General features: G+C 65.0%; 21 protein-coding genes. 7 read left to right on the plus strand and 14 right to left on the minus strand.

Annotated features, from left to right (window positions below; translation table 11 throughout):
* Positions 1–3 precede the first annotated feature (3 nt).
* The 5 genes from FEJ81_RS12725 to FEJ81_RS12745 form a co-directional block, all read right to left on the minus strand.
* Entirely contained in the window at positions 4–2,760 is a 2,757-nt protein-coding gene (locus tag FEJ81_RS12725) for a DUF7527 domain-containing protein (protein ID WP_138245640.1), read from the minus strand.
* 48 nt (positions 2,761–2,808) lie between these two features.
* Positions 2,809–3,087, minus strand: coding sequence for a UPF0058 family protein (locus FEJ81_RS12730; RefSeq protein WP_006181940.1), 279 nt, complete (start codon positions 3,085–3,087; stop codon positions 2,809–2,811).
* A 69-nt stretch (positions 3,088–3,156) separates the two neighbouring features.
* Positions 3,157–3,798: a DUF998 domain-containing protein gene (locus FEJ81_RS12735; protein WP_138245641.1), complete on the minus strand. Its 642-nt coding sequence runs from the start codon at positions 3,796–3,798 to the stop codon at positions 3,157–3,159.
* 128 nt (positions 3,799–3,926) lie between these two features.
* Positions 3,927–5,114, minus strand: a complete 1,188-nt coding sequence (locus FEJ81_RS12740; protein WP_138245642.1) for an ABC transporter ATP-binding protein — start codon at positions 5,112–5,114, stop codon at positions 3,927–3,929.
* Positions 5,115–5,209: 95 nt separating this feature from the next.
* The gene (locus FEJ81_RS12745) at positions 5,210–5,677 is read right to left on the minus strand and encodes a DUF5793 family protein (protein ID WP_138245643.1); all 468 of its coding nucleotides are present in this window, start codon (positions 5,675–5,677) and stop codon (positions 5,210–5,212) included.
* A 369-nt stretch (positions 5,678–6,046) separates the two neighbouring features.
* On the opposite strand from FEJ81_RS12745, the gene FEJ81_RS12750 reads away from it, so the two are divergent.
* The 4 genes from FEJ81_RS12750 to FEJ81_RS12765 are packed head-to-tail and all read left to right on the plus strand — an operon-like array spanning position 6,047 to position 8,733.
* Positions 6,047–6,520: a 30S ribosomal protein S15 gene (locus FEJ81_RS12750; RefSeq protein ID WP_138245644.1), complete on the plus strand. Its 474-nt coding sequence runs from the start codon at positions 6,047–6,049 to the stop codon at positions 6,518–6,520.
* Positions 6,521–6,524: 4 nt separating this feature from the next.
* The gene (locus tag FEJ81_RS12755; protein WP_138245645.1) at positions 6,525–7,757 is read left to right on the plus strand and encodes an exonuclease; all 1,233 of its coding nucleotides are present in this window, start codon (positions 6,525–6,527) and stop codon (positions 7,755–7,757) included.
* Positions 7,754–8,095: a KEOPS complex subunit Pcc1 gene (locus FEJ81_RS12760; RefSeq protein ID WP_138245646.1), complete on the plus strand. Its 342-nt coding sequence runs from the start codon at positions 7,754–7,756 to the stop codon at positions 8,093–8,095. The genes FEJ81_RS12755 and FEJ81_RS12760 overlap by 4 nt, the downstream gene beginning before the upstream one ends.
* Positions 8,092–8,733: a 30S ribosomal protein S3ae gene (locus FEJ81_RS12765; RefSeq protein WP_138245647.1), complete on the plus strand. Its 642-nt coding sequence runs from the start codon at positions 8,092–8,094 to the stop codon at positions 8,731–8,733. Before FEJ81_RS12760 ends, FEJ81_RS12765 begins: the two co-directional genes overlap by 4 nt.
* Before the next feature lie 146 nt (positions 8,734–8,879).
* Here FEJ81_RS12765 and FEJ81_RS12770 read toward each other — a convergent pair whose 3' ends face one another.
* Complete coding sequence (locus FEJ81_RS12770) at positions 8,880–9,185, minus strand: putative quinol monooxygenase (protein ID WP_138245648.1); 306 nt, start codon at positions 9,183–9,185, stop codon at positions 8,880–8,882.
* Between the two features lie 114 nt (positions 9,186–9,299).
* On the minus strand, positions 9,300–9,737 hold the full coding sequence (locus FEJ81_RS12775) for a cupredoxin domain-containing protein (RefSeq protein ID WP_138245649.1): 438 nt from the start codon (positions 9,735–9,737) through the stop codon (positions 9,300–9,302).
* A gap of 109 nt (positions 9,738–9,846) precedes the next feature.
* On the opposite strand from FEJ81_RS12775, the gene FEJ81_RS12780 reads away from it, so the two are divergent.
* From FEJ81_RS12780 to FEJ81_RS12790, 3 genes are all read left to right on the plus strand, one after another.
* On the plus strand, positions 9,847–10,572 hold the full coding sequence (locus tag FEJ81_RS12780; RefSeq protein ID WP_138245650.1) for a protein sorting system archaetidylserine synthase: 726 nt from the start codon (positions 9,847–9,849) through the stop codon (positions 10,570–10,572).
* Between the two features lie 66 nt (positions 10,573–10,638).
* Entirely contained in the window at positions 10,639–11,994 is a 1,356-nt protein-coding gene (locus FEJ81_RS12785) for a HEAT repeat domain-containing protein (protein ID WP_138245651.1), read from the plus strand.
* A gap of 90 nt (positions 11,995–12,084) precedes the next feature.
* Positions 12,085–13,911, plus strand: a complete 1,827-nt coding sequence (locus tag FEJ81_RS12790) for a phospholipase D-like domain-containing protein (protein WP_138245652.1) — start codon at positions 12,085–12,087, stop codon at positions 13,909–13,911.
* Positions 13,912–13,914: 3 nt separating this feature from the next.
* Here FEJ81_RS12790 and FEJ81_RS12795 read toward each other — a convergent pair whose 3' ends face one another.
* The 7 genes from FEJ81_RS12795 to FEJ81_RS12820 form a co-directional block, all read right to left on the minus strand.
* Positions 13,915–14,349, minus strand: coding sequence for a metal-dependent transcriptional regulator (locus FEJ81_RS12795; protein ID WP_138245653.1), 435 nt, complete (start codon positions 14,347–14,349; stop codon positions 13,915–13,917).
* Positions 14,346–14,483 carry a hypothetical protein gene (locus tag FEJ81_RS23225; RefSeq protein ID WP_175416414.1) on the minus strand — a complete coding sequence of 46 codons (138 nt, stop codon included), beginning with the start codon at positions 14,481–14,483 and terminating at the stop codon, positions 14,346–14,348. Before FEJ81_RS23225 ends, FEJ81_RS12795 begins: the two co-directional genes overlap by 4 nt.
* Positions 14,480–14,974 carry an enoyl-CoA hydratase/isomerase family protein gene (locus tag FEJ81_RS12800; protein ID WP_138245654.1) on the minus strand — a complete coding sequence of 165 codons (495 nt, stop codon included), beginning with the start codon at positions 14,972–14,974 and terminating at the stop codon, positions 14,480–14,482. The genes FEJ81_RS23225 and FEJ81_RS12800 overlap by 4 nt, the downstream gene beginning before the upstream one ends.
* Positions 14,975–15,082: 108 nt before the next feature.
* Complete coding sequence (sufD, locus tag FEJ81_RS12805) at positions 15,083–16,303, minus strand: Fe-S cluster assembly protein SufD (RefSeq protein ID WP_138245655.1); 1,221 nt, start codon at positions 16,301–16,303, stop codon at positions 15,083–15,085.
* 1 nt (position 16,304) lies between these two features.
* Positions 16,305–17,735, minus strand: a complete 1,431-nt coding sequence (gene sufB, locus FEJ81_RS12810) for a Fe-S cluster assembly protein SufB (protein ID WP_138245656.1) — start codon at positions 17,733–17,735, stop codon at positions 16,305–16,307.
* 59 nt (positions 17,736–17,794) lie between these two features.
* Positions 17,795–18,700 (minus strand): ABC transporter ATP-binding protein, encoded by a 906-nt coding sequence (locus FEJ81_RS12815; RefSeq protein WP_138245657.1) that lies wholly within the window; start codon positions 18,698–18,700, stop codon positions 17,795–17,797.
* 271 nt (positions 18,701–18,971) lie between these two features.
* On the minus strand, positions 18,972–22,946 hold the full coding sequence (locus FEJ81_RS12820; protein ID WP_138245658.1) for a DNA polymerase domain-containing protein: 3,975 nt from the start codon (positions 22,944–22,946) through the stop codon (positions 18,972–18,974).
* Between the last annotated feature and the right edge of the window lie 169 nt (positions 22,947–23,115).

Here is a 23,115-nt window from a genome sequence, read left to right on the forward strand (position 1 = left end):
GGCCTACAGCTCCGGCACGTTCATGTGGAACCCTTCGGAACGGGACTCGACCAGACAGAGGTGATACCCCTCCTTCCGGGAGAGGTTGACATAACTGAGTTTCGAGCCGCGGCTGAGGAAGCCGCCGCTGGTCGCCTGCTCGGCCACCTCGAGCGCGCCGGGCTCGAAGTAACTCGAGGTGACGGCGATCGCCGCCGCCAGATCGGGATAGTTCGCCTTCACCGCGGAGGCGGCTTCCTCGAGACCCTCGAGTAGTTCCGTCGATGCCGGCTCCCGCGAATCGTTGAGGGTGACCAGGACCAACGGGTTCCCCATCTTATCGAACGCGACGACGTCGAACGTGACCTGATCGGGAACGTCCTCGGTGTCGTCGTCCTCGAGCGAGATGGTGGCGTCGAGTTCGGCCCGGTCGATCCGCGGAATGGCGTCGTAGAGGTCGCCAAGTCCGTCCGCGTTGCCGGTGTCGCGGATCTCGTAGAGGAGCATCTCGGTGAGCCAATCGACGAATCGGTACTCCATCGACGACGCGAGGAAGTCCGCGAACGGGTCGCCGTCGACGACGGCGTCGGCCGAGTCGAACTGCGTGTGGTGCTCGAGTTGCAGGTTCGCCGCGACATCGTTGCGGTCGGCGGCGCCGTCGTGGGCTTTCTCGAGCGTCGGCTGGCTCTTCGAGGCGTATCGGACGAAGAGATTCGTCCCCGAAAGCGCCTGCTGGGCCGTGAGTTGGGTGCCGCCACCGACCCCGTCGGACTCCGCGTCCCCGGTATCTTGCGTGCGCGCTCGCTCGCGTTCCAGTTCCGTCTCGAGTTCCTCGATCCGGGACTGGAGTCGATCGACCGTCGAGGACAGTTCGTCGTTCTCCGACCGCAGCCGGTCGCGTTCGGCCTCGAGTTCTTCGGCTTTCTCCACGAGCGCGTCGCGTTGTTCCTGCAGGGTCTCGAGTTTCTCGGTGAGCGCCGCGATCCGTTCCCGATCCTCGCTCGCGTCTCGGCTCCGTTCGGTCACCGATTCGGCCGTCTGGGCCCGTCCCGATTCCTGTGACTCCTGTTGGCGCGATCGCGTCTGCGATCGCTGCTCGCGCGTCTCGGACGACTGCCCGGCAGCGGTCGTCGACGCCGCGGTCTTCGAATCGGACTGTGCTCCGTCCGATGGAGCAGCGGTTGCGGGTTCCGTCCCCGCGTCCGCCGCTGTCGAGGCCGCCGCCGATCGACTCCCCTGTCCGCCGGGTCGGCCGCCGCTCGAGGCCGTCGATTCGTCGGACTCGCTGTTGTCCGGATCGATCGAGGGAATGCGCCGCGTTTCGCGCCACGCTTCCTCGCGTTCGAACTGCTCCTCGAGGTCGCCCTCGTCTTCGTCCGCGTCCGGCCTCGCATCGTCGGCCGTCGCGGTGGCGTCGTCGGCAGCCGACTGGTCCGGAGAATCGTCTCCGCCATCCCCGTCATCGCCCGCGTCTTCCTCGTCCCCGTCCTCGTCGACCCAGGAGATATCGTTCCGTTCTAGCTCCTCGGCCGCCGCCTCGACCTCCGCGAGGTCGGGACTCGAGGTCGCCGTCGGTTCGGTATCGGAGACGGCCGCCGCGTCGTCCGGGTCGGCCTCGAGGGCCTCGTCGGCGGGGGACGACGAGGCGCTTTCGTCACCGGTTGTCGGGACGGCATCGGCTCCGGCGGGTTCGCCGACCGGCGAGTCGTCGACGGGGGACTCGTCGGTCCTCGAGTCGGCCGCGTCTCCGCGTTCGGCTGCGGCCGGACTGTCGTCCGTCGACCGTTCGGTGGAACCCTGTTCTCGGGGTTCGCTTCCGTCATCGGACGGGTCCGATTCGGGACTGGGGTCGGGATCGGTGGTCGGATCGAGATCGGTCGCAGCCGGCTCCGTGTCGGTGATTCCGGCCGATGTCGTCTCCGGCTCCGTTGGCGTTTCGTCGGTCGCGGTAATCCCCGACGGATCGCCCGTCAGATCGATATCCGACGCCAATGACGACGGATCGTCGACGGTAACGTCCTCGATTGGATCGGAATCGGCCGCGCCGGCACCGGCCGACTCGGTGCTCGAGACGTTGATCGGTTCGATCGACGAGCCGGTCGAATCGGGGGCCGGGTCGGCGCTCGAGCCGTCCCGGTCGGGCGCACCCGGATCGTCGGCGGGGGCCGGTTCCGACCGCGAGTCGACTCCATTGGGGCTCCCGTCCGCGGATGTGGAGCCGTCACCGGTGTCGGGGCCGGTCGTCCCCGGCACGTCGGTGACCTCGATCTCGACATCGGTCACTTCGTAGATACCGACCTCGTCGGCCGCGCGGTCGAACGCCTCGTCGCCGGTGAGCAGTCGCCCGGCGTTGCCGATGTAGGCGGCGGCCATCCGGCGGCCGCCGTAGTAGACGGCGTAGTAATCGCCGCTGAGCACGTTCTCGCTCAGCTCGATATAGCCGGTAAACGAGCCGCTCTGGAGGGTGTTGTCGACCTCCCGGAGCGGCGTCTCGTTCGTGTAGTATTTCGCCCGTGTTTCGCCGCCGCGTTCCTCCATTGCACAGAGTAGCGGCAGCGACGGATGGGGAGCCTCGTAGCGTGTCCCGGAAGCGGTCTCGAAGTCCTCGATATCGCCGTCGACGACCCCGATTATTCGGCCGTTGAGCATAAAGAGCCACGTGCCGACCGCCGAGACGGCACCCGAGAAATCAGCGTCAGCGAGATCGGAGAGGCCATCGAAACCGCCGCTGAACTGGCGGGAGTCCCACTCCTCGACGCGCTCTTGCGTGCGCGGGTCCATAGTTCAACAAGCGAGAACCACACTAAATACGTTTCGCCTAGAATCCGTCTATATTTTTGACTCTGCGTCCTCGGCGAGTTCCTTCATACGCTTGCCGATCCGGCCGGCGCTCGAGAACTCGTCTTCGCTCATCGCACTCGCCAGCGCGTTTCCGAGGACGAACACGGCGTGTTTGTGTTCGCTCTTCGACTTGTGGACGTGCGAGGGATCGACGTCGAGCTGACGGTAAGGGTCGAACAGCGTTTCGTCGACCTCCTCGCGCTCCGAGAAGTACTCCATGATGACGACGAGTTCTTCGTGGAGCTCGAGGAGTTCGTCTTTATGCATATCCCCGTATAGGGACGGTTTCGATTTAAGCGTTGTGTGGCCGAGAGTCGCAAAACCGGCCGGGGACTCTCAGTGGTTCGGTGCAGCCAGTTTGCCGTCGTCCCGACGACGGAGCGTGACCGCGAGCAGCAGGGTCCAGCCACCGAGGGCAACGGCGGCGACGAATTCCGGCACGGCAAACCACGTCTCGGTGTCGACGCTGCCGATCGACAGCACCCAGCCCAGCCAGACGATCGGGTGGACGTTCCCGAGCCAGAACGACGCCACGGCGAGCCGACCGTCGCCGGCAAGCACCGCCCCGGAGCCGTAGACCCACGCCGCGAGCGGAGCCACGCCGAACACCGAAAGCGCCGCGAAGCCGTGCAGGCTCGTCTCGAGGTAGACGGCCGTGTGGTCGAGAAAGAAGACGCCGACACCGATCATCCCGGCGACCGTGAGCGCGAGCAGCGCTGTACCGACGCGCTCGAGGGCGTTCCGGCTCGCGATCCACAGCCGCCAGCCGAACGGGAGTCCGAGCAGGCCGCCCGCGATCAGCCCGCCGTTGAACAGCGGGAACGTCGGCGCACCGTAGCGACCCATATCCGAGAGGGCCCGCCCCTGCCACGTGAACGTCTCGGCCGGGGCGACGATCGTCGCGAGCACGATCGCGCCCACCGAAACGATCGGTCCGGCGATCCCGCAGTACGTGGCGATCGTCCGCCTGTCAGCCATACGGTCGCTCGTGCGTGCCGGCGTATCAACGTGACTGTTTCGAACGCTGACACCACGTGAACTGGGAGGCAAGAGACGGACGACTACCGATCGAACGGGCCGGTCATCGTGGCGGGGCGGGAAGAGAATCAGTCAGTACCGGCGGAAGCGTCCGCGTCCGTCCCGACGTTTTCTCGCCGGTTCTTCTCGCGGTGGTCCGCAGGGAACCACGCGAGGTCGTGATCGGGTGTGAGTCGGACGGCGACGCGCTCGTCCGGGTCGATCCGATCGGCGTGATTGTGCAGACACTCGAGGGTTTCGCCACCCTCGAGTTCGACGCGGTAGCGGACGGTCGGGCCGAGATAGCGCCGGGAGACGACGCGGCCGTCGACCGCCGACCCATCGCTGTGACCGACGGGAGCGGCCGTCACGTCGTCCGGTCGGACGAGCAGATCGACGGTGCTCCCATCGTACCGGTGTACCGCCCCGTGAACGTCGTCGCAGTGCACGCCGCCGAGCGCAGTCTCGACGACATCGCCACGGACCTCGCCCGAGAGGAAGGTGGCGTGGCCGAGGAATCCGGCCACGAATCGCGATTCGGGCCGCTGGAAGACCTGCTGAGGGGGATCGGTCTGTTCGATGTCGCCGTCGTTCATGACGGCGACCCGATCGGAGATCGACAGCGCCTCCTCCTGATCGTGGGTCACGGAAATCGCGGTGACGCCGGTGTCCGTGATGATCCGGCGAACCTCCTCGCGCATTTCGACGCGCAGGTCGACGTCCAAGTTCGAGAACGGTTCGTCGAGGAGCAGCATCTCCGGTTCCGGAGCCAGCGACCGCGCGAGCGCGATCCGCTGTTGCTGGCCGCCGGAGAGTTCGTCCGGGTAGTCCCCGCCGTGGTCCGCGAGCCCGACGAGCTCGAGCAGGTCGTCGACGCGGGCCTCGCGCTCGTCGTCCCAGTTCCGTAAGCCGAAACCGACGTTCTCGCGCGCGGTCAGATGCGGGAACAGCGCGAAGTCCTGAAAGACGATGCCGACGCCGCGTTCCTCCGGCGGGACGAAACGACCGTCGCCCGCGACGGGGTCGCCCCGTAACCTGATTCGACCGGAATCGGGGTTCTCGAGGCCCGCGATCAGCCGGAGCGTCGTGGTCTTGCCACAGCCCGACGGCCCGAGCAGCGTCAGGAGTTCGCCCTCGCGGACGGTCAGCGAGAGGTCGCGGATAACGGCGTCGCTGCCGAACCGTTTCGTGACGTCCTCGAGTTCGAGAACCGTCGCCCCGGCCGGCGGTTCCCGTCCGCTGTGCTCGACCGTCGAGGGCAGGTGTCCGTTCGCCATGAATCGACGCCGGCGTCTGCCGGCGTATACTCTCGAACGGGGGCGTAAAATCCATATAATTGCCGGTCGGTCCCGACCGGTGGGAACGTGAGGGTCTACAGTTCGACGCCGCTGGGGATCAGGCTGTGCTGACGGAGCAAACTCCCCTCGTCGTCGTAGACGAGAAACGTCTGTTTGTCGTACGTGACGAAGGGGTCGCCGTCGAGCGTGATTGCAACCTCGTACCGGCCCTCGTCGTCGGCGTCCTCGCCGTAGCCCCGCGCCGCTCGAATGAACTGGAGGACGTCGTCGGCGTCCTCGTTGAGTTCGAGGATGAACTCGCCGGTGACGCGGTTGGTCACGCTCACTACCCCCGTGGTGTCGTCCCCGAGCGGCCCCTGCAATCGAAGGGCCGTGTCGGTTTCGTTCGCCTCGAGAACGTCGCCGTCGGGACCAGTGAGGCGCTCGCGAAGCATCGTCGCCGGGCCGGTGAAATCGATCGATACTGCGGGCTTTTCGGGTTCGCCGTCGGTTTCGACCCAGTCGATATTGGTGACGTCTAACGTGAAGTGCTCGCGCCTCATTCCGTACCCGTAGCTTCGGACTCCCGCGGTATGAACGTAACGCACGATAAGTAAGATATCAGAACAATCTCGCAAGCCGTCATCTCGGCGGACGATCAGCCAGCAGGACATCGATTCGCGTCTCCCGGGTCGGCCGCTCGCATGTGGACGTGTCGTGCGATCGGTATCCGAACGCGAACCGGTGGTGCCGGCGATGTAGAAACCCTTTAGTCCCCGACGAGGGAAGAGTGGGTGGGAAGCGCACGGCCGCAAATCCGACTGCGCCATCCGCTCTTTGGGATGGCTTGGGATTGCGGAAGTGCACGGCGAGAGCCGGATGCTGTCGTTCGACAGCATCCCGAGCGGTCAGTGCGATTCCTATCCTCAACAATGGCACGAATGCACACCCGCCGTCGCGGCTCGTCCGGTTCGGACAAGCCGTCGGCAGACGAACCACCGGAGTGGAGCGACGTCGACCCAGCAGACATCGAAGACCGGGTCGTCGAACTGGCAGAGCAGGGTCACGACCCGAGTCAGATCGGGATGAAGCTGCGTGACGAAGGCGTCACCGGCACGCCCGTTCCGGACGTCAAGCTGGCGACCGGGAAGAAGATCACCGAGATCCTCGAGGAGAACGACGCGCGAGCGGACATCCCCGAGGACCTCTGGAACCTGATGGAACGCGCCGTGCGCCTGCGCGAGCACGTCCAGCAGAACCAGCAGGACCACCAGAACAAGCGCGCCCTGCAGAACACCGAAGCGAAGGTTCGCCGCCTCGCCGACTACTACCGCGGCGACGAACTCGAGCCGGACTTCACGTACACGCCCGAGCTCGCCCAAGAGCTCATCGAAGACGCCGAGTAAGTAGATGTCCACCGAGGGTCGATCCGCCGAGCCGGTGTCCGCCACGAGCGCACTCGAGAGCGCCGGCTTCGTTCGGCTGGTCACCCGCGCGGACGGCGACGCGCTCGCCGCGAGCGGCCTCCTCGCGAGCGCCCTCGACGAGCGCGAGACGCCGTTTCAGGTGACCGTCGGACGGACGATCGCGGAGCGATCCGAGCGCGCTCGAGGGCCGACCAACGACGGCGACGTGACGGTCGTCGTCGGGGCCGCGGACGCGGCCGCCGCCGAGTCCCGCGTCCTCGAACTCGAGGCGACGGACCGACCCGCAGCCCTCGAGGCCGTCGATCTCGTCCGCGAACTCGGTGCGACGCCGGACCCGGTGCTCGCACTCGCCGGCCTCGTCGCCAGCGGCGGCGACCCCGGTGCGGGCGAGAGCGAGTGGCTTCTCGAGACCGCACGCGAACGCGACCGCCTCGAACGGCGACCGGGCGTCGCGGTGCCGACCGCGGATCCGATCGACGGGCTCGCGTACTCGACGCGCCTTCGCGCGCCGTGGTCGGGCGATCCCGACGCGGCCCGCGAGGCGTTTTCGGACGCCGACGTTGGCGATCCCGACGCGCTCGACGCGGACGATCATCGCACGATCGGCTCGCTGGTCGCACTCGACGCCGTCGGTGCCGACGACGCCACCGACGCTGCCGCGGAGACGATCGGCCGGGCGCTGCGACCTGACGCCACGCCCGACGCCCCCTTCGCGACGCTCGGCGGCTTCGCCGACGTGCTCGAGGCGCTGGCACGGACCGACCCCGGAACGGGCACGGCGCTCGTGCTGGGCCACGACGTCCGCGAACCCGCACTCGAGGCGTGGCGCGAGCGCGGACGCCGCGCTCACGCGGCCCTCGAGGCGGCGTCGACCGGTCGCTACGACGGGCTGTTCGTCGTCGGAATCGACGACGGCCCCGTCGAAGCGGTGGCACAGGTCGCGGCGGCCGCCCGATCACCGGAACCGACCGTCCTCGTCGTTTCGGATGGCGAGGCGGCAATCGCGACCCGCGAGACCGGCTCCCTCGGCGCGACCGTCGAGGGCGTCGCTCGCGAACTCGCGGGCGCGGCGACGGAGACGGATCCGGAGGCGGACGATGAATCCGAGACCGATACCGGCGTCGAGTACGATGTCGGCCACCGGCGCGGCTACCTTCGGTACGATCCCGACGTGGACGAATCGACGATCATCGCGGCAGTGAGGGACCTGCTATGAGCCGGCGAGCGACGATCAGGACGGCCCACGACGATGCGGCACTCGTCGCGCGGGCGCTCAGCCCGGACAACACCGACGAGATGTCGACGACCGTCGAGACCGTCGAGCGCGACGGAAGCGAAGCGACGGCAGACGACGATCACGCAGCCGCGATCGTCACGCGGATCGACCGCGAGACGACGAGTGGACTCCAGTCGACGGTCGACGACTACGTCGTCAACCTCGAGGTCGCGATCGACATCGTCGAGCAGGCACGGACTGTACAGCGCGACGAACCGACGGACACGGGACCTGTGTCCGACACCGACAGCGACTCAGAACACGATACAACACAATGAGTGAACGATCAGTTTCACGTGCGAAACAGGAAAAGCGGTGGTACACCGTTCTGGCACCCGAGCAGTTCGACCGCCAGGAACTCGGCGAAACCCCCGCTGACGAACCGGAGAAAGTCTACGGCCGAACGCTCGAGACGACGCTCGGCGAACTCAACAACAACGCAAGCGAGAACAACACGAAGCTCACGTTCAAGATCACGGACGTGGGCAGCGACAGCGCCTACACCGAATTCGTCGAACACTCGCTGACGCGGGACTACCTGCGCTCGCTCGTTCGACGCGGTGCCTCCAAGATCGAGGCCTACGTCACCGTCCTCACGACGGACGACTACCGCGTCCAGATCCAGCCCGTCGCCTTCACGACCAAGAAGGCCGACGCGAGTCAGGAGAAGGCCATCCGCGAACAGATGGTCCAGATGATCGAAGCGGCCGCCGAGGAGCGCTCCTTCGAGGAACTCATCGACAGCGTCGTCGAAGGTCGTCTCTCCTCGGGTATCTACGGCGAGGCCAAGACGATCTACCCGCTGCGCCGCGTCGAGATCCAGAAGGCCACCCTCGAGGCCCACCCCGAAGAAGTCGCCGAAGAGGAAGCGACCGCGGTCGACGTCGACGACGAAGACGTCGCGACGAGCGACTGATTCGACGGCGAATTCGTTCGAATTTTCTCGAGACTCGTTTCGATATTTTGCGACGGTTCGCTGGCGTGGCGATCGGAGAGCGTCGCGGCTCCGAACGCAGTCACAGTCCGAAAACCGATCCCTCGGCAGTGAAGTTAGCCCTGCGTTCAGAGCTCGACGTCTTCTGCCGACTCGATGTCGAATCTGGTAACGTCGGGTTCGCCGGCGAGGAGGTCGGGGAGCGCCGCCGCGAACTCCCGGAAGTGCTCACTCTGGCCGTGTTCGGCGAACGCGGCCTCGTCTTCGTACTGCTCGAAGAACCGGACGAGGTTCGGATCGGAGACGTCCGTCGCGGCCCGGTAGTCGATCACGCCGTCTTCCGTCCGGGACTCGGCGACGAGATCCTCGATCAACTCGAGCGCGTCGTCGCGACGGTCGGGGTCGAGCGGAAAGCTCGCGCGAATAACGATCATTACGGCAGTGACATGCGTTCCTCGAGGGATAAACGTGGCCCTGCCGGACTCGAGTCACAGCGCGGTATGGTGTAGCGGTGTCGGTACGCCGTAGACAGTGGCGCGTCAGGTCCGTTACTCGGTGACGACGATTTCGCCGACCATCTGGGCTCGCTCGTGGGGGATACAGAAGTAGTCGTAGGTGCCCGGGACCTCGAAGGTGTGTTCGTACGTATCGCGCGTCCCGAGCTCGCCACCGTGGTCGTCCCACGCGTCGTAGGCGGCCGCCTGACTCTCGTAGCCGCCCGACGCGAAGTACTCGGCCTCGTCCGGAATCTTGCTCTCGTAGGCCGTGACGGTGTGATAGGCCTCGCTGGTGTTCTTCCAGACGACGGTGTCTCCGACCGAGACCTCGTGGCTCTCGGGGGTGAACTCGGTGCGAGTCATCCCGATGTAACAGTCCGCTCCGCTGCAGGATTCGTCGTCATCGAACGCGCTGCGGACGGACGAACAACCCGCCAGAGTGGCCGACACGGCGGTTCCGACGGCGGCGAGATAGACGCGCCGTTGCATATGTGACCGTTAGGAGAGTCGCGGTATAACCGCCCCGGTTCAGTTCTCGAAAACGGCGGCCCCGTGGAAACGAAAACACGTAAGGTAGCTCCCCGTCGAATCCGGGCATATGCTCCCCCGGTTCGCCGGTCGGCTCGGGATCGCCGACGCGGTGACGATCGCAAACGCCGCGCTGGGGTTCGTCGCGGTCGTCGTCGCCGTCGTCGATATCGATCTCGCCGCCCGACTCATCCTGCTGGCGGCGATCGCGGACGGCCTCGACGGCATCCTCGCGCGCCGCTACGGTGGCACCGACGCCGGTCCCTACCTCGATTCGCTCGCCGACGTCGCCTCCTTCGCCGTCGCCCCCGCAGTGCTCTCCTTCGTCGTCGTCACCGACGGCCTCGAGGTCGGGTTCGACGCGATCACCCCCGAACTGCTGGTCGTAACCGCGGTCTGTGCGCTGTTCGTCGCGATGGCCGTCACCCGACTCGGGATGTACACCGCCTACGACATCTCGGGTAGTTACACCGAGGGCGTCCAGACGACGCTGGCCGCGACCGTTCTGGGCGCGGCCATCCTCGCGGGCGAGACCCAACCGTGGCTCGTGCTCGCGGTCACCGGCGCGTTCTGTTACCTGATGGTCTCGCGGATTCAGTACCCCGATCTGCTGGCTCGAGACGCCGCGATCATGGGCGTCGTCCACGCGCTCGCGATTCTCGTGCCGAATTTCGTCGGTCGGACGTTTCCCTACGCCCTCCTGACGCTCGGACTCGCCTACATGGCACTCAGTCCGTGGCTCTACTGGGGCGACGCCGAGCGGACCGGCGAGGTCGACGTGCATGGAAACGCTTAGGGCCGTGCTGACACGACCGTAGAGTATGTACACTGTCACGCGTCGGCGTCGTCCCGAGGTGGGACTATGAGCGAGGACGAGACGACCGGTGACGACGCGGCCGCCGAAGGGGAAGCGGACGAGGCGGAGCAGTCGGTCGACCTCGAGGCCATCCGCGAACGGCTCGAGGCCCTCGCCGCCGATATCGAGGGGCTCGAGTCGAACCTCGAGGCGGCCGAGACCGAAGACGACCTCGATGTCGTCGAGGCCGATCTCGACTCCTTCCGGACCGAACTCGAGAGCGTCGAGGTGCCGGAACCGCCCGAGACCGACGACGAGGACGAGGAAGAAGACGAGGAACCTGCGCCCGAAGAGGAGCTACAGGACGAGTACGACGAGATCGAGAGCGACCTCTCGGACCTCGAGTCCGATCTCGAGGACCAGCGCGGTCCCTACGGGGAAGACGTCGTGGACGAGATCGACGACGCGAGCGGGACGATCACGGGCACCCGCTGGACCGAGGAGGGCAACGCCGAACTGATCGAGGCGGTCGACGACTTCCTCGACGACCTGAACGACCTGCTCGGAAGCTCGGTCACGCTGGTCAACGAGGGCGAGACGGTCCCCGATCAGTTGGACGCGACCCTCGACAACGCGGCTACAGCCGTCGAGGACGCCGCCCTCGACGCGGACGACGACGCCGAGACGATCGCCGGCCTGCTCGAGGCGACCGACGACCTCCAGAGCGATATCGACGACGCGACCGAGTGGACCGACCTCGAGATCCGCGAACAGCTCCGCCGCGAGGGCTACTACGACGTGCTCGACCACGTCAAGGACTTCCCGCCGGAGTGGCACGCGCTCAAGGTCCACGAGAAGCAGGGCAACGTCGATCAGATCCTGCTCGCGCTCGATACCTTCGACTCCGACTTCATGGAGGAACACTGCATGGAATCGCTCGAGCGCATGGGTTCCAGCGCGGAGCCGGCCATCGACGCGATGCTACAGAAGGCGAACCGGCGCGATCAGGCCGCCATGCGTATCCTCGGGAAGATCGGCGTCGAGAACGAGGAGATCGTCGAGACACTAGTCGATTACGTCGACTCCAACCCGAACCTCCAACAGCCCGCGTTCCGCGCGCTCGGCGAAATCGGTGCCGCGGACGCGGTCGAGCCGGTCGCCCAACAGCTCGTCGCCGACGAGGCCGATGTCCGTAGCTGGGCCGCTCGCGCGCTCGGCCTGATCGGCGACACCCGTGCCATCGAGCCGCTCGCGGACGTCCTCGAAGACGACGATTCCGACCGCGTCCGCGCCAGCGCCGCGTGGGCGCTCAACCGCATCGGCACGCAGGAGGCCCTCGAGATCGTCGCCGACTACGACGACGACCGCGCGTATCTCGTCCAGGCCGAAGCCGAGAACGCCGACCTCGAGCCCGCGGCCTGACGAACGGACCGTCGAACCCTGTCGACGATCGAACCGAACCGATCTCGTCGCTCCGACATTTTAAGTACGGATACGCGGCCAGAGGGATCGATGCACGCCCGGCGGGCCGCCCTCGTCACCGTATTCGTCTGCAGTCTCCTCTGTAGTACCGCGGTCCTCGCGAGCTTTGCGGTCGCCTACGGGACCGCGGTGGGCGATCGACCCGCCGCTCGAGCGATTGCGGACTCGAACTCGAACCCGGCTGCTGGTCCCCTCGCCTGTCCCGCTCGGGCCGCTGACGGATACGCAACTAGCAGCGACACCCCGACGCAACCGCGAATCGTCGGCCTCTACCCGAATCCGACGACCGACGGAAACGTCGGCGAGTTCGTCGTCCTCGAGACGCCGCCCGAAACCCGACTCGAGAACGTCACGCTCACCGACGGCCACACGACGGCGAGACTCCCGAACGAGACGGTTTCCGAACGTGTCGCCGTGAGCACGGCTCCGAACGTCACGCGAACGCTGACCGACGCGCCGGTCCTCGAACTCGAGGGTCACCTCCAACTCGCGGCCGACGGCGACGACCTCCGACTGCGAAACGCGACGGCCACGATCGATTCGGTTGCCTACGAGCGCGCGCCGACTGCGGAACGGTGGTATCGAACCGCTGGCAACGGCGATGAGCGGCCGACGCAGGGGGAGTGGTGGCCGCGAGACGCGACCTGTCTCCCCGTCTCGAGCAGCGAGGTCGACGACGCCACGGCGTTCGTCCTCCCCGATGGGCCCGAAATTCCACGAGAAACGATCCGAAACGCCGACGATCGGCTCCTGCTGGCCGGCTACACCGTCACCTCCGAAACGATCGCCGCCGACCTCGCCGCCGCGGCCGAGCGCGGCGTCGACGTCAAGGTCCTCCTCGAGGCGAGCCCCGTCGGCGGGACGCCAGCACCGACCGACGGCGTCATCGAGACGCTCGAGTCGGGCGGCGTCGAGGTGCGAGCCACCGGCGGCGAGGGCGCGCGGTATCGGTATCACCATCCCAAATACGCCGTCGCCGACGACCGCGTGCTGGTCACCAGCGAGAACTGGAAGCCGTCGGGCGTCGGCGGCGAGAGCAGCCGCGGCTGGGGCGTCCGACTCGCGGACGAGGGTCTGGCAGCCGACCTCGCGACCGTCTTTCGCGCCGACTTCGCGGGTCGAGACACGGTGTCCGGCGAGACCTATCGCAGGACCACCTCGTTCGTCGAGGAAGACGGTCAAGACTTTGTGGCCACCGACTCCGGGTCCGTGTTCCCGACGAACCACGAGGCAGCGACGATCCCCGTCGAGTCGGCCGAGCTCCTGCTCGCGCCGGACAACGCCGACCGACGGTTGCAGGAATTGCTGGCCGACGCCGACGACGAAATCCTCGTCATCCAGCCCACTATCGCCGCTGACGTCTCGGTGCTCAAGGAGACGCTCGCGGCGGCGCGCCGCGGCGTCGACGTTCGAATCCTGCTCGGGTCGGCGTGGTACAACGCCGACGAGAACGAGGCGCTCGCGGCCGACCTCGAGCGGGTCGCCGAGCAAGAGGACCTCCCGCTCGAGGTCCGCCTCGTCGAGGGTACCGATCGGTTCGAAAAGGTCCACGCTAAGGGCGTCGTGATCGACCGGGAGACCGCCGTCGTCGGCAGTGCGAATTGGAACGCAAATTCGCTCGAGAACAACCGCGAGGTGCTCGTCGCGCTGCACGGAGACGAGGTCGCGAGCTACTACGCCGACGTGTTCGACGCCGACTGGTCGGGCGACTCGTGGTCGTTCCCGGTCGGGCTGGCCGTGGCAGTCGCCGTCGCCCTCGCGGCCGCCGCGCTCGTCGGGCGTCGCTACATTCGATTCGGTAACTCCGAAGACGGGGACATCGACCCGATTGAACCGGGTTCCGAAACCGAAAAGTGAGCCTCAGTCCGCGCGACCGCTGGCCTCGAGTTCCAGCAGTTCACAGCAGTCCTGCTCGGCGTCGAAACAGTCGGGGCACTGCTCGGGCCGGTCGATGATCGTGTCCAGCCGTTCGGCGACCGTGTCGTCGATGACGCTCTCGAGCGCGCGAGCCTCGTCGCGGAACTCCTCGACTTCGAGGACGTTCGCGAGGAACCGCTCGATGATACAGTAGGTCTGCAGTGCGTTGTGGGCGCGCTCGAGCCCCTCGTCGGTCAGGCTGGCACCCTTGTACTTCTCGTGGTCGACGAGTTCGCGGTCCTCGAGTTTCCCGATCATCTCGTTGACGCTCGCCGGGCTCACCTCGAGCAAGTCCGCGAGCGTGCCGGTCGATGCGGGACCGTCCTCGATTCGTTGCGCCAGATAGATCGCCTTGAGATATTGATCTGCGGTGTTCATAGCGTCCCTCCGTCGGTCACGTTGCGTGCCGCGTCGGTCCCTCGCCGGTATACCCGAACCCGGGAATCGGTTCGCGTCTCGACCGCTCCGTCGTCGACGGTCGCGGCCGCCGCGTTCGCCGTTACCCCGTTCATGCTCTGTGCTCCATGATCTCGGTCACTTCCTCGACGCCCTCCTTTTCCTCCTCGCGGATGGTAGACAGCGTCTCGAGCAGCCGGTCGCGATCGACGGCGAACTCGGACTCGGAGGCCTCGATCGCCTCGATCAGGTCGTCGTAGAACTTGTAGGCCGTCTCCTCGTTTGCTAACTGATCGTAGAGGACGCCGTCGGTGTCCTCCGGCGGCCCATATTGGGCGTCGACCAGTGCGTTGATTTCCTCGTATCCGACCGTTTCGGCCTCGAGATCGTCGATCAGCGCCTCGAGTCGCTCGCGGTGCTCGGCCGACTCCGCGGCGGCCTCCGCGAGCAACTCTTCCACCTCCTCGTCGAATTCCGCCCGCTCCGCCGGCGGGAGCGAGTCGATGTGGTGGGCGGCGCGTGACTCGACGAGTTCCTCCAGCACGACCCCGATCTGCAGCAATCGGGTCAGCTGGTGGTCGCTCGAGACACGCTGTCCCAGACTCATATCATCACAAGAGAGCCGCTGTTACTTAGTCGTCTCGGAGCACGGACAGCGAAAACGCGAGAAACGGCGGTCAAATCGGGTGCGACAGCGACGACAGGGCGACGGCGGTTAGTCGCGCTGGCGGAGCCGAGCGCCGATCAATTCCGTGAGATCGTCGCGGAGTTCGTCGACGTCGACTTCCTCGAGGACGGGCACGAAGAAGCCCTCGACGAGCATGTTCCGCGCGGCCCGCGGGTCGACACCGCGGGAGGTCATGTAGAACAGGTCCTCCTGATCGATCTGGCCGACCGTCGCGGAGTGGCTGGCCTCGGTGTCGTGGTTGTTGATGATCAGCTTCGGCGAGGCGTCGGCCTCGCTCTCGTCGGAGAGCATCAGCGTGTTCTCGCGCTGGTAGGAGCTGGTGTCCCACGCGTCGGAGCCGACGTCCTGGACGCCCTCGTAGACCGAGCGGGCGATGTCGTCGGTGACGCCGCGGGTGACGAGATCTGCGGTCGTGTGCTCGGCGCGGTGCCAGACCTTCGCGTCGAGGTCGAAGTGCTGATCGTTGTGGCCGTAGAAGGCCCCGACGATCTGCGTCTCAGAGGACTCCCCGCGAAGCTCCGTCGAGACCTCGGTCTTGGTCAGTTGCGTCCCGAGGTTGCCTTCAATCCAGTCGATCGTGGCGTAGGTGTCGGTGACGCCGCGCTTGACGGTGAAGTTGTAGGCCTCCTCCGAGAGGTTCTGGAGGCTGCCGTACTGCACGTAGCTGTTCTCGCCGGCGGCGACCTCGACGATGCCGCTGTAGTACTGCTCGTCCTGTTCTGCGCCGGTCGACTGGCGCTCGAGGATCGTGACCGAGGACGACTCCTCGGTGACGACGAGCGTGTAGTTGAACAGCGATCGGGAGTTCTGCTCGGTCCGGATGGCGACATCCTCGGCGTCGACGCCTTCGGGGACGTAGATGACCGTCCCGGTGCTGAACAGCGCCGTCGAGAGCGCCGTCAGGTAGTTCTCCTGCGGGTCGACGATGCTACCGAAGTGCTCCTTGAGGAGGTCCTCGTGTTCCTGGACGGCGTCACTCCAGGACAGGACCTCGGCTTCTTCGGGACCGACCTGATCCTTGTCCTCGGCCGCGTTCAGCGGGTCCACGAGGGACTCGAAGTCCAGGTCGTGGAGGTTCGTCCAGTCCCGACCCGGCGTTCGGATGACGTCCGGCATGTCGAGCTCCTCGAGGGCCGCGAGGGCCTCGAGTCGGGTCTCCGTGAGCCAGTCGGGCTCGTCGAGATCCCCGCTGATTTCGCGTACCTGTTCTTCGGTCAGATTGGCGTGTACCTGTGTTCCTGCGCTCATATTATCCGAGGCTCCCCTCCATCTCGAGTTCGATGAGACGGTTGAGTTCGACCGCGTACTCGATCGGCAGTTCCTCCGTGATCGGCTCGATGAAGCCGGCGACGATCATCTTCTTGGCGTCGTCGTCGTCCAGTCCGCGGCTCTGGAGGTAGAAGATGTCCTCGTCGCCGATCTTGCCGACGGTCGCCTCGTGTGCGACATCGACCTTCGACTCCTCGATCTCCATGTACGGCATGGTGTCCGACGTGGACTCGTTGTCGAACATCAGGGCGTCACACTCGACGGCGGTGCTCGAACCCTCGGCACCGTCGGCGATGTGGACGAGGCCGCGGTAGTTGGTTCGGCCGCCGTCCTTGGAGATCGACTTGGACTCGATGGTCGAGCTGGTTTCCGGCGCGTTGTGGTAGACCTTCGCTCCGGTGTCGATGTCCTGCCCCTCGCCCGCCAGGGCGATGGTGATGTGGGTGTCCGTCGCGCCGCGACCCTTGAGGATCGTACACGGGTAGAGCATGGTCACTTTCGAGCCCATGCTGCCCGAGACCCACTCCATCGTGCCGTTCTCCTCGCAGATGGCGCGCTTGGTGTTCAGGTTGAACGTGTTCTTCGACCAGTTCTGGACGGTCGAGTACTGAACGTGAGCGTCTTCGCCGACGAAGACCTCGACGCCGCCGGAGTGGAGGTTGTGGGTGCCGTACTTCGGGGCCGAACAGCCCTCGATGTAGTGGACTTCCGACCCTTCCTCGGCGATGATGAGCGTGTGCTCGAACTGGCCCATCCCCTCCGAATTCATCCGGAAGTAGGCCTGGACCGGCATCTCGACGGTGACGTCTTCCGGAACGTAGACGAACGATCCGCCGGACCAGACGGCCCCGTGCAGCGCGGCGAACTTGTTGTCGCTCGGCGGCACGCAGGTCGTCATGAAGTGCTCTTTGACGAGCTCGGGGTGCTCTCGAACGGCCTCATCCATGTTACAGAAGATGACGCCCTTCTCCTCCCACTGCTCTTGCATGTTCTGGTAGACGACCTCGGACTCGTACTGGGCACCGACGCCCGAGAGGGCGTTCTTCTCCGCTTCCGGGATGCCGAGCTTGTCGAACGTGTCCTGAATCTCGTCGGGCAGTTCCGTCCAGTCGTCGACGCCTTCGCGCTTGTCGACGTCCGGTCGGATGTACGGAATGATCTCCTCGACGTCCAGTTCGGAGAGGTCGGGCATGCCGGGCCAGTCGGACGGCATCGGCATGTTGTGATACTGCTCGAGCGCGCGGAGACGCCGCTCGAGCATCCAGTCGGGCTCGTCCTTGTCGTCGGAGATCATGCGGATGACCTCTTCGGTCAGGCCTTTGCCGGATCGGACCGCGGAGTTCTCCTCCTTCTTGAACTCGAATCGGGCCTCGGTGTCTGTCTCTTGTAGGTGGTCTTGATCTGAACTCATGATTGATGTAGTTGTGTTTACGGCTGTAGCGTTATTACGGTTGTTCTAGTCGAATTCCGTTACGCAGTGCCGTAGACGTCTTCGCGGACCCAGTCGTAACCCTTGTCCTCGAGCTTCTCGGCGAGCTCCGGCCCGCCGCTCTTGGCGATCTGACCGTCGAGCATCACGTGGACGTGATCGGGCTCGACGTAGTCGAGGATTCGCTGGTAGTGGGTGATCTGGAGGATCCCGGTGCCCTGCTCGTCGCGCAGCGCGTTGATGCCCTCGGAGACGTCCTGCAGTCGGTCGATGTCGAGCCCGGAGTCGATCTCGTCGAGAACGGCGACCGAGGGCTCGAGGATGGCGGCCTGCAGCACTTCGTTTTGCTTCTTCTCCCCGCCGGAGAAGCCGGCGTTGAGGTAGCGCTGGGCGAACTTCTCGTCCATGTCCAGTTGCTCCATCTTCTCTTGGAGGATCTGCTGGAACTCGGCGACGCCGACTTCACCCTCGTCGACGTCTCCCTCCATCGGCGAGGTTTCGAAGCCTTCTTCCTCCTCTTCTTCGTCGCCGTCCTCGTCCTCGAAGAGCTCCTCGCGCTCCTCGATCTTGGCGTTCAGCGCCGTGCGGAGGAAGTTCGTCATCGTGACGCCCTCGATCTCGGCGGGATACTGGAAGCCGAGGAAGATACCGAGCGCGGCGCGCTCGTTGGGCTCGAGGTCGAGCAGGCTCCAGGTTCGCTGGTCCTCGTCGATCTCGATGTCCTCACCGAACTCGCCCTCCTCTAAGTGAAGGAGGACCTCACCGTCGGTGACCTCGTAGGCCGGGTGGCCGGCGATGACCTTCGCGGTCGTCGACTTTCCGGAGCCGTTCGGTCCCATCAGGGCGTGGATCTCCCCCGATTGGACCTCGAGATTGACGCCCTCGAGGATCTTCTCGTCGCCCTCCGCTACTTCCGCGTGCAGGTTGTTTAGTTCGAGACGTGCCATAGTATTCGCTCACCCGAATGGTGGGTCGTATGACTGATAACGGTTTCGTATCCAATTGGATACAGTCACACATTCGCAAAATAATTTTCCCATTCGGAAACTAGCCTTTGGGTAGGAAGAGGAATACCGCCATACGGACCCTCGTTTGCCGGTGAAATCGGCGGGCTATGGGAACGGATCGAGAGGCCGGTCTGGCCTCCGAAGACGGCGATGTAACTCGTCGGAGCGTCAGCGATAGAAGGCGACGGGCGGGACTCGGCGGCTCCGCGCGTTACATATAGGAGTCCAACCCTGTCTGCTCTTGCCCGCTTTTCACCTCCTCCCACGAAATCCCCAACGCCTCGAGGATCCGCTCGATCGGGCCCTGTAGCGTCTTCTCGAGCATCTTGTCGTAGTCGACGTCGAACGCCTCGGGAATCTGATCCTCGTACTCGAAGCAGATGACGTCGGGATCGCGCTTGAACGCGCCGTAGAGCGGATCGGTGCGGGCGTCGAACCCGTCCTCCGCCTCGAGGCGCTCGAAGAACGACGGATCGACCCGGTCGAGGTAGAGCCGCTTCGGCTTGCTGCCCCGCTGGAAGTTGGTGCCCAACAGGAGGTTGGCGTACTTCGCGCCCCTGACCTGTGCCGTGTCGGTGTCGTAATTGTCCAGTCGCTTGCCGATCCCGCCCGGGATCGCGATGTCCTCGAGCGAGATATCTCCCTCGCGGACGTCTTCGATGACGCCGTTGACGTACTCCTTTGCACCTTCGACGTCGCCCTCGCGGACGATCATCTCGATGACTCGGTGCTGGACCTCCTTGGTGATCGGGGCGATGTCCGAGCGCTGGTACTCGAAGCCGACGATGTCGATGTCGTCGACGTCCTTTCCCTCCTTCCAGGTGATGTGGCCCGCGTAGCGTTTCTTCTTGCCCGCCTGGAAGAACCGCCGGTAGAGTTTCTCGAACTCGATCTGGAAGCGGTGGAACTCGGCACCTAGTTCTTCGTGCGCAAAATCGTCGTATCGACCGTTGATGTGGTCTTCGAGGTCGAACGACTTTTCGATAGCTTCCGCTTTCGATACGTCGGTACCGAGTTCGAGCATGACGCTGTCGGTGTCGCCGTAGGTAACCTCATAGCCTTCCTCGTTGGCAGCGGTCTCGGTAAACTCGATGACTTCGCGACCAGTGGCAGTGATGGCAGATGCTGCTTCCTTGTCGTACAGGCGGAACTGTTCCCAACCCGAGACGCCGTATAGCGATTGACCGACGAACTGGAACTTCCCGTTTCGGCCGGCGAGCAGCGTGTGGTTGTCCTCGACGGTAACGCAGTAAACACCGTCGTCAGCAGTACTTCGAGACGCACTTCGGTGCATTCGAAGCGTGTTTTTCGAGCCCTCAGTGACGTAGATGCGCCACGAGCCGCTATCACGATTGTAGTTTGCCGTTACGCCGAGATGTGCACAGAGACGGAGGACATCGTCCCGGAGCCGATCGCTTGAGGTAGTATACCGCCAGGAGTTGACCTGCCGATCGCCATCGCCGTCGATGAGTACCTCGAGGAACCGTCGTTTCTGTTGGCTGCTGCACTCGAAGACAAACTCGGGGATTCGCTTCTCGAAACTGCCGTCGCCACAGTGCGACGTCAATAGATCACCGAGGAGTTTCGATGTGACCGTGTAACATCGATCATCGACGTAGTAGTCAAAATCCATGTCATCGAGCAATTCGCCGATCGTCGCGTGGTGGTCGACGCCGCCGTCGGCAACCGGCAGTTTGTCCTGCGCCAGGTTTACCGTCGTCGCCGAACCGCGGAAATTCTCGCCGAACTGCTTGTCTTCGGACGTATAGACGTTTCCTTCCGTTACGAACCATGCAAGCAGGTCGAGGAAATCGTCTCCATCGTAGGTCCGAGGAATCCATTTCCGTCCGGATTCCCGGTGAATGAAACTCATCTCACAGACCTCTTCGATGTACTCACGGTGTTCCTCGAACTCCTCGTCCGTGAAGACGTACCCCGTTTTGCCGACATCAGCTTTCGGTACGCGACGCGGCGTCCAGCCCAATTCCGCCGTGAACGTGCGGCCGTGAACGGACGGTCTGACCCACACTTCGTATTCGCCGTCGATCAGTTCCGTGAGATCGACCTCCTCGAGCTTGTCTCCGTCGGGGCCCGCCCACCCGTGAGGGAGCTCATAGTTCGTCGCTCGGTCGAGGTTTCCGGCCTCGACAAAGCTGTACTCGTCTTCCGTGATCCCGTTTCTCTCGTTCTTTCGGACGAGCATGCGGTGATTCGGCGTGACGCGGAAGTCTATCTTGCTCGTCTCGATATCGATCAGACCGCCGTCGTAGTCGGGATAGTCGTGGGTTTCGACGACCGGCTTGATCTCCAGTTCTTCCGTCTCCGGATCGAGCGAATACACTTCGTCGCCGATCTCGAGATCGGTGATCTCGCGCACGCCACTAGGAGTCAAAACCTCCGTATCCGGCGTGAAGCAGTTCATGATGACCTTCACCGCGCCCTGCTGGCGGTCGTACTGCTCGTACTCGAGGCTTCCGGGCTCGTGTTCGTTTCGCAGTTCCTTCTTCTCCTCGCGCTCGGCGAGGAGTTCGGTAATCATCTCCCGCATGACGCCGTCGGGTTCCTTGCGGAAGTGGATCGGATCGGGTTCGGTCGGCGCGATATACGTCTCCCCGTCGTACTCGTCGGGATCGACCTTCGTCTCGGGCGAGGCGTTGACCGTCGTCATACACATCGGGTACAGCGACTTCAGGTCCAGCACGGTGACGTTCTCCTTGACGCCCGTGATCGGCTCGAACACCGCGCCGCCCTCGTACTCCTCGCCGGCCTCCTGTTGGCCCTTCGAGGGGAGCGCGAAACGGCCGTGGGCCTCGTGGAGGACGTACATGTCGACCGCATCGCCCGGCGTCGGCGCGTCCTCTAACTTACAGCCGACGAACGAGCGCACCTCGTCCCAGAAGGGAACGATCTCCTGTTGCCGATCGAGTTCGACACACAGCTCCACGTCCCGGAGGTTGTACGCGAGCAACTGCGTCGGATCGCCCTCCCAGAGGTCACCGATGTCCCCGGCGTAGCGTTCCTTGCCGACGCCTAACTCCGCCTCGCCGACGGCGTCGAGCCGGTAGGAGTCCAGTTCGGAGAAGACCATCCGCTGGTAGGCATACAGCAGGTCGAAGACGATACGGCCTTTGATGTCAGGACCGCCCCAGTTGCTCCGCCAGACCTCGTCGACCCGGGAGAGCTGATCGATCGAGAGGTCGTACTCGTGGTGGGGGCCCGCGAGTTCCTCGAGGCGGTCGAGGAAGTACGGCGCGTCGAAGTCCTCGAAGTTCCAGCCCGTGAGGATGTCGGGATCGGTGGTGTCGATGTACTCGATGAAGGCCTCGAGCATGGCTTCCTCCTCCTCGAAGGCTCGAACCTCGTGGTCGATAGCACCCTCGATCGGGTCGTACTCCTCGATCTCGGTCGGGATCTCGCCGTCGCCGATCGGGGCCTCGTAGAGCCACATGATGTACTCGTCGCGGTAGGAGTCGTGGCTGGTGAGACAGACGATCGGTTCCTCGCCGTCCTCGGGGAAGCCGTGGCGGTCGTCGACCTCGATGTCGAACGTGTTGACGCGGGGATCGGCGTCGACGGCGGCCGATTCGACCTCGTCGTGGGGGACGACCAGCGAGTCGTCCTCGGCGCGTCGCTCCGGCACGCGAAGCCCGCTGCGGATGTCCTTGTCGATCAGGAACCGGTTCGGGAACAGAATGTCGGCCTCGTAGTGCTCGAAGTCGTCGCGCACCTGCCCGACGTCGCGGGGCGTTTGGCCGAAGATCTTGGTGAGTTTCTCGCCGCGAATGCTCTCGTAGGGCTCGCCGTCTTCGCCGACCTCTCTGCTCCCCGTCAGCCGGTCGTACTGCTCCTCCGGCGGTCGCTCGAGTGAGTCTGTCGGCGCGTAGAAATACGGTTTGAACCCGACCACCTGTACGTGCTCGAGTTTGCGCTCGGGCGTGCGCCCGAAGACGTGCATGATCGGTCGCTCCTCGTCCCCGTAGCCGGCGATCGTGTAGTCGACCTGCATCACCGCGAGCTCGAGTTCGCCCTCGGGCTCGGGCAGCGTCTCCTCGACGACGTCGATCACTTCCGCGGCGTTCGACCCGCCGTTACCGGCGACGGCAGCCGCCTCTTCCGCCGGCCGGTCGTCGCTCTCGTCGGAGTCGCCGCCGAACGCCGCGAGTCCGGTCTGGCCCGCCTCAGTCATGATACCGAGATTCGCAGTCGGCGGATAAAAACCCCTGCAATCCCCGTCTGCGTGATCGATCCCGCGCCGCCGTCACTCACCCCGATCGGCGGTGCCGGCGCAGGAGCGCCGCTGATTTTCATAATTAATATAATATGAGGTTCAGGCCCGACGGCTTGCGGGAGCAACA

The sequence above is a fragment of the Natrinema versiforme genome, assembly GCF_005576615.1.
GTDB classification, from domain to species: domain Archaea; phylum Halobacteriota; class Halobacteria; order Halobacteriales; family Natrialbaceae; genus Natrinema; species Natrinema versiforme_A.

Coding starts and splice junctions, on each gene's coding strand:
- FEJ81_RS12725 (WP_138245640.1), bottom strand. CDS start 2,760: ATGGACCCGCGCACGCAAGAGCGCGTCGAGGAGTGGGACTCCCGCCAG.
- FEJ81_RS12730 (WP_006181940.1), bottom strand. CDS start 3,087: ATGCATAAAGACGAACTCCTCGAGCTCCACGAAGAACTCGTCGTCATC.
- FEJ81_RS12735 (WP_138245641.1), bottom strand. CDS start 3,798: ATGGCTGACAGGCGGACGATCGCCACGTACTGCGGGATCGCCGGACCG.
- FEJ81_RS12740 (WP_138245642.1), bottom strand. CDS start 5,114: ATGGCGAACGGACACCTGCCCTCGACGGTCGAGCACAGCGGACGGGAA.
- FEJ81_RS12745 (WP_138245643.1), bottom strand. CDS start 5,677: ATGAGGCGCGAGCACTTCACGTTAGACGTCACCAATATCGACTGGGTC.
- FEJ81_RS12750 (WP_138245644.1), top strand. CDS start 6,047: ATGGCACGAATGCACACCCGCCGTCGCGGCTCGTCCGGTTCGGACAAG.
- FEJ81_RS12755 (WP_138245645.1), top strand. CDS start 6,525: ATGTCCACCGAGGGTCGATCCGCCGAGCCGGTGTCCGCCACGAGCGCA.
- FEJ81_RS12760 (WP_138245646.1), top strand. CDS start 7,754: ATGAGCCGGCGAGCGACGATCAGGACGGCCCACGACGATGCGGCACTC.
- FEJ81_RS12765 (WP_138245647.1), top strand. CDS start 8,092: ATGAGTGAACGATCAGTTTCACGTGCGAAACAGGAAAAGCGGTGGTAC.
- FEJ81_RS12770 (WP_138245648.1), bottom strand. CDS start 9,185: ATGATCGTTATTCGCGCGAGCTTTCCGCTCGACCCCGACCGTCGCGAC.
- FEJ81_RS12775 (WP_138245649.1), bottom strand. CDS start 9,737: ATGCAACGGCGCGTCTATCTCGCCGCCGTCGGAACCGCCGTGTCGGCC.
- FEJ81_RS12780 (WP_138245650.1), top strand. CDS start 9,847: ATGCTCCCCCGGTTCGCCGGTCGGCTCGGGATCGCCGACGCGGTGACG.
- FEJ81_RS12785 (WP_138245651.1), top strand. CDS start 10,639: ATGAGCGAGGACGAGACGACCGGTGACGACGCGGCCGCCGAAGGGGAA.
- FEJ81_RS12790 (WP_138245652.1), top strand. CDS start 12,085: ATGCACGCCCGGCGGGCCGCCCTCGTCACCGTATTCGTCTGCAGTCTC.
- FEJ81_RS12795 (WP_138245653.1), bottom strand. CDS start 14,349: ATGAACACCGCAGATCAATATCTCAAGGCGATCTATCTGGCGCAACGA.
- FEJ81_RS23225 (WP_175416414.1), bottom strand. CDS start 14,483: ATGAACGGGGTAACGGCGAACGCGGCGGCCGCGACCGTCGACGACGGA.
- FEJ81_RS12800 (WP_138245654.1), bottom strand. CDS start 14,974: ATGAGTCTGGGACAGCGTGTCTCGAGCGACCACCAGCTGACCCGATTG.
- sufD (WP_138245655.1), bottom strand. CDS start 16,303: ATGAGCGCAGGAACACAGGTACACGCCAATCTGACCGAAGAACAGGTA.
- sufB (WP_138245656.1), bottom strand. CDS start 17,735: ATGAGTTCAGATCAAGACCACCTACAAGAGACAGACACCGAGGCCCGA.
- FEJ81_RS12815 (WP_138245657.1), bottom strand. CDS start 18,700: ATGGCACGTCTCGAACTAAACAACCTGCACGCGGAAGTAGCGGAGGGC.
- FEJ81_RS12820 (WP_138245658.1), bottom strand. CDS start 22,946: ATGACTGAGGCGGGCCAGACCGGACTCGCGGCGTTCGGCGGCGACTCC.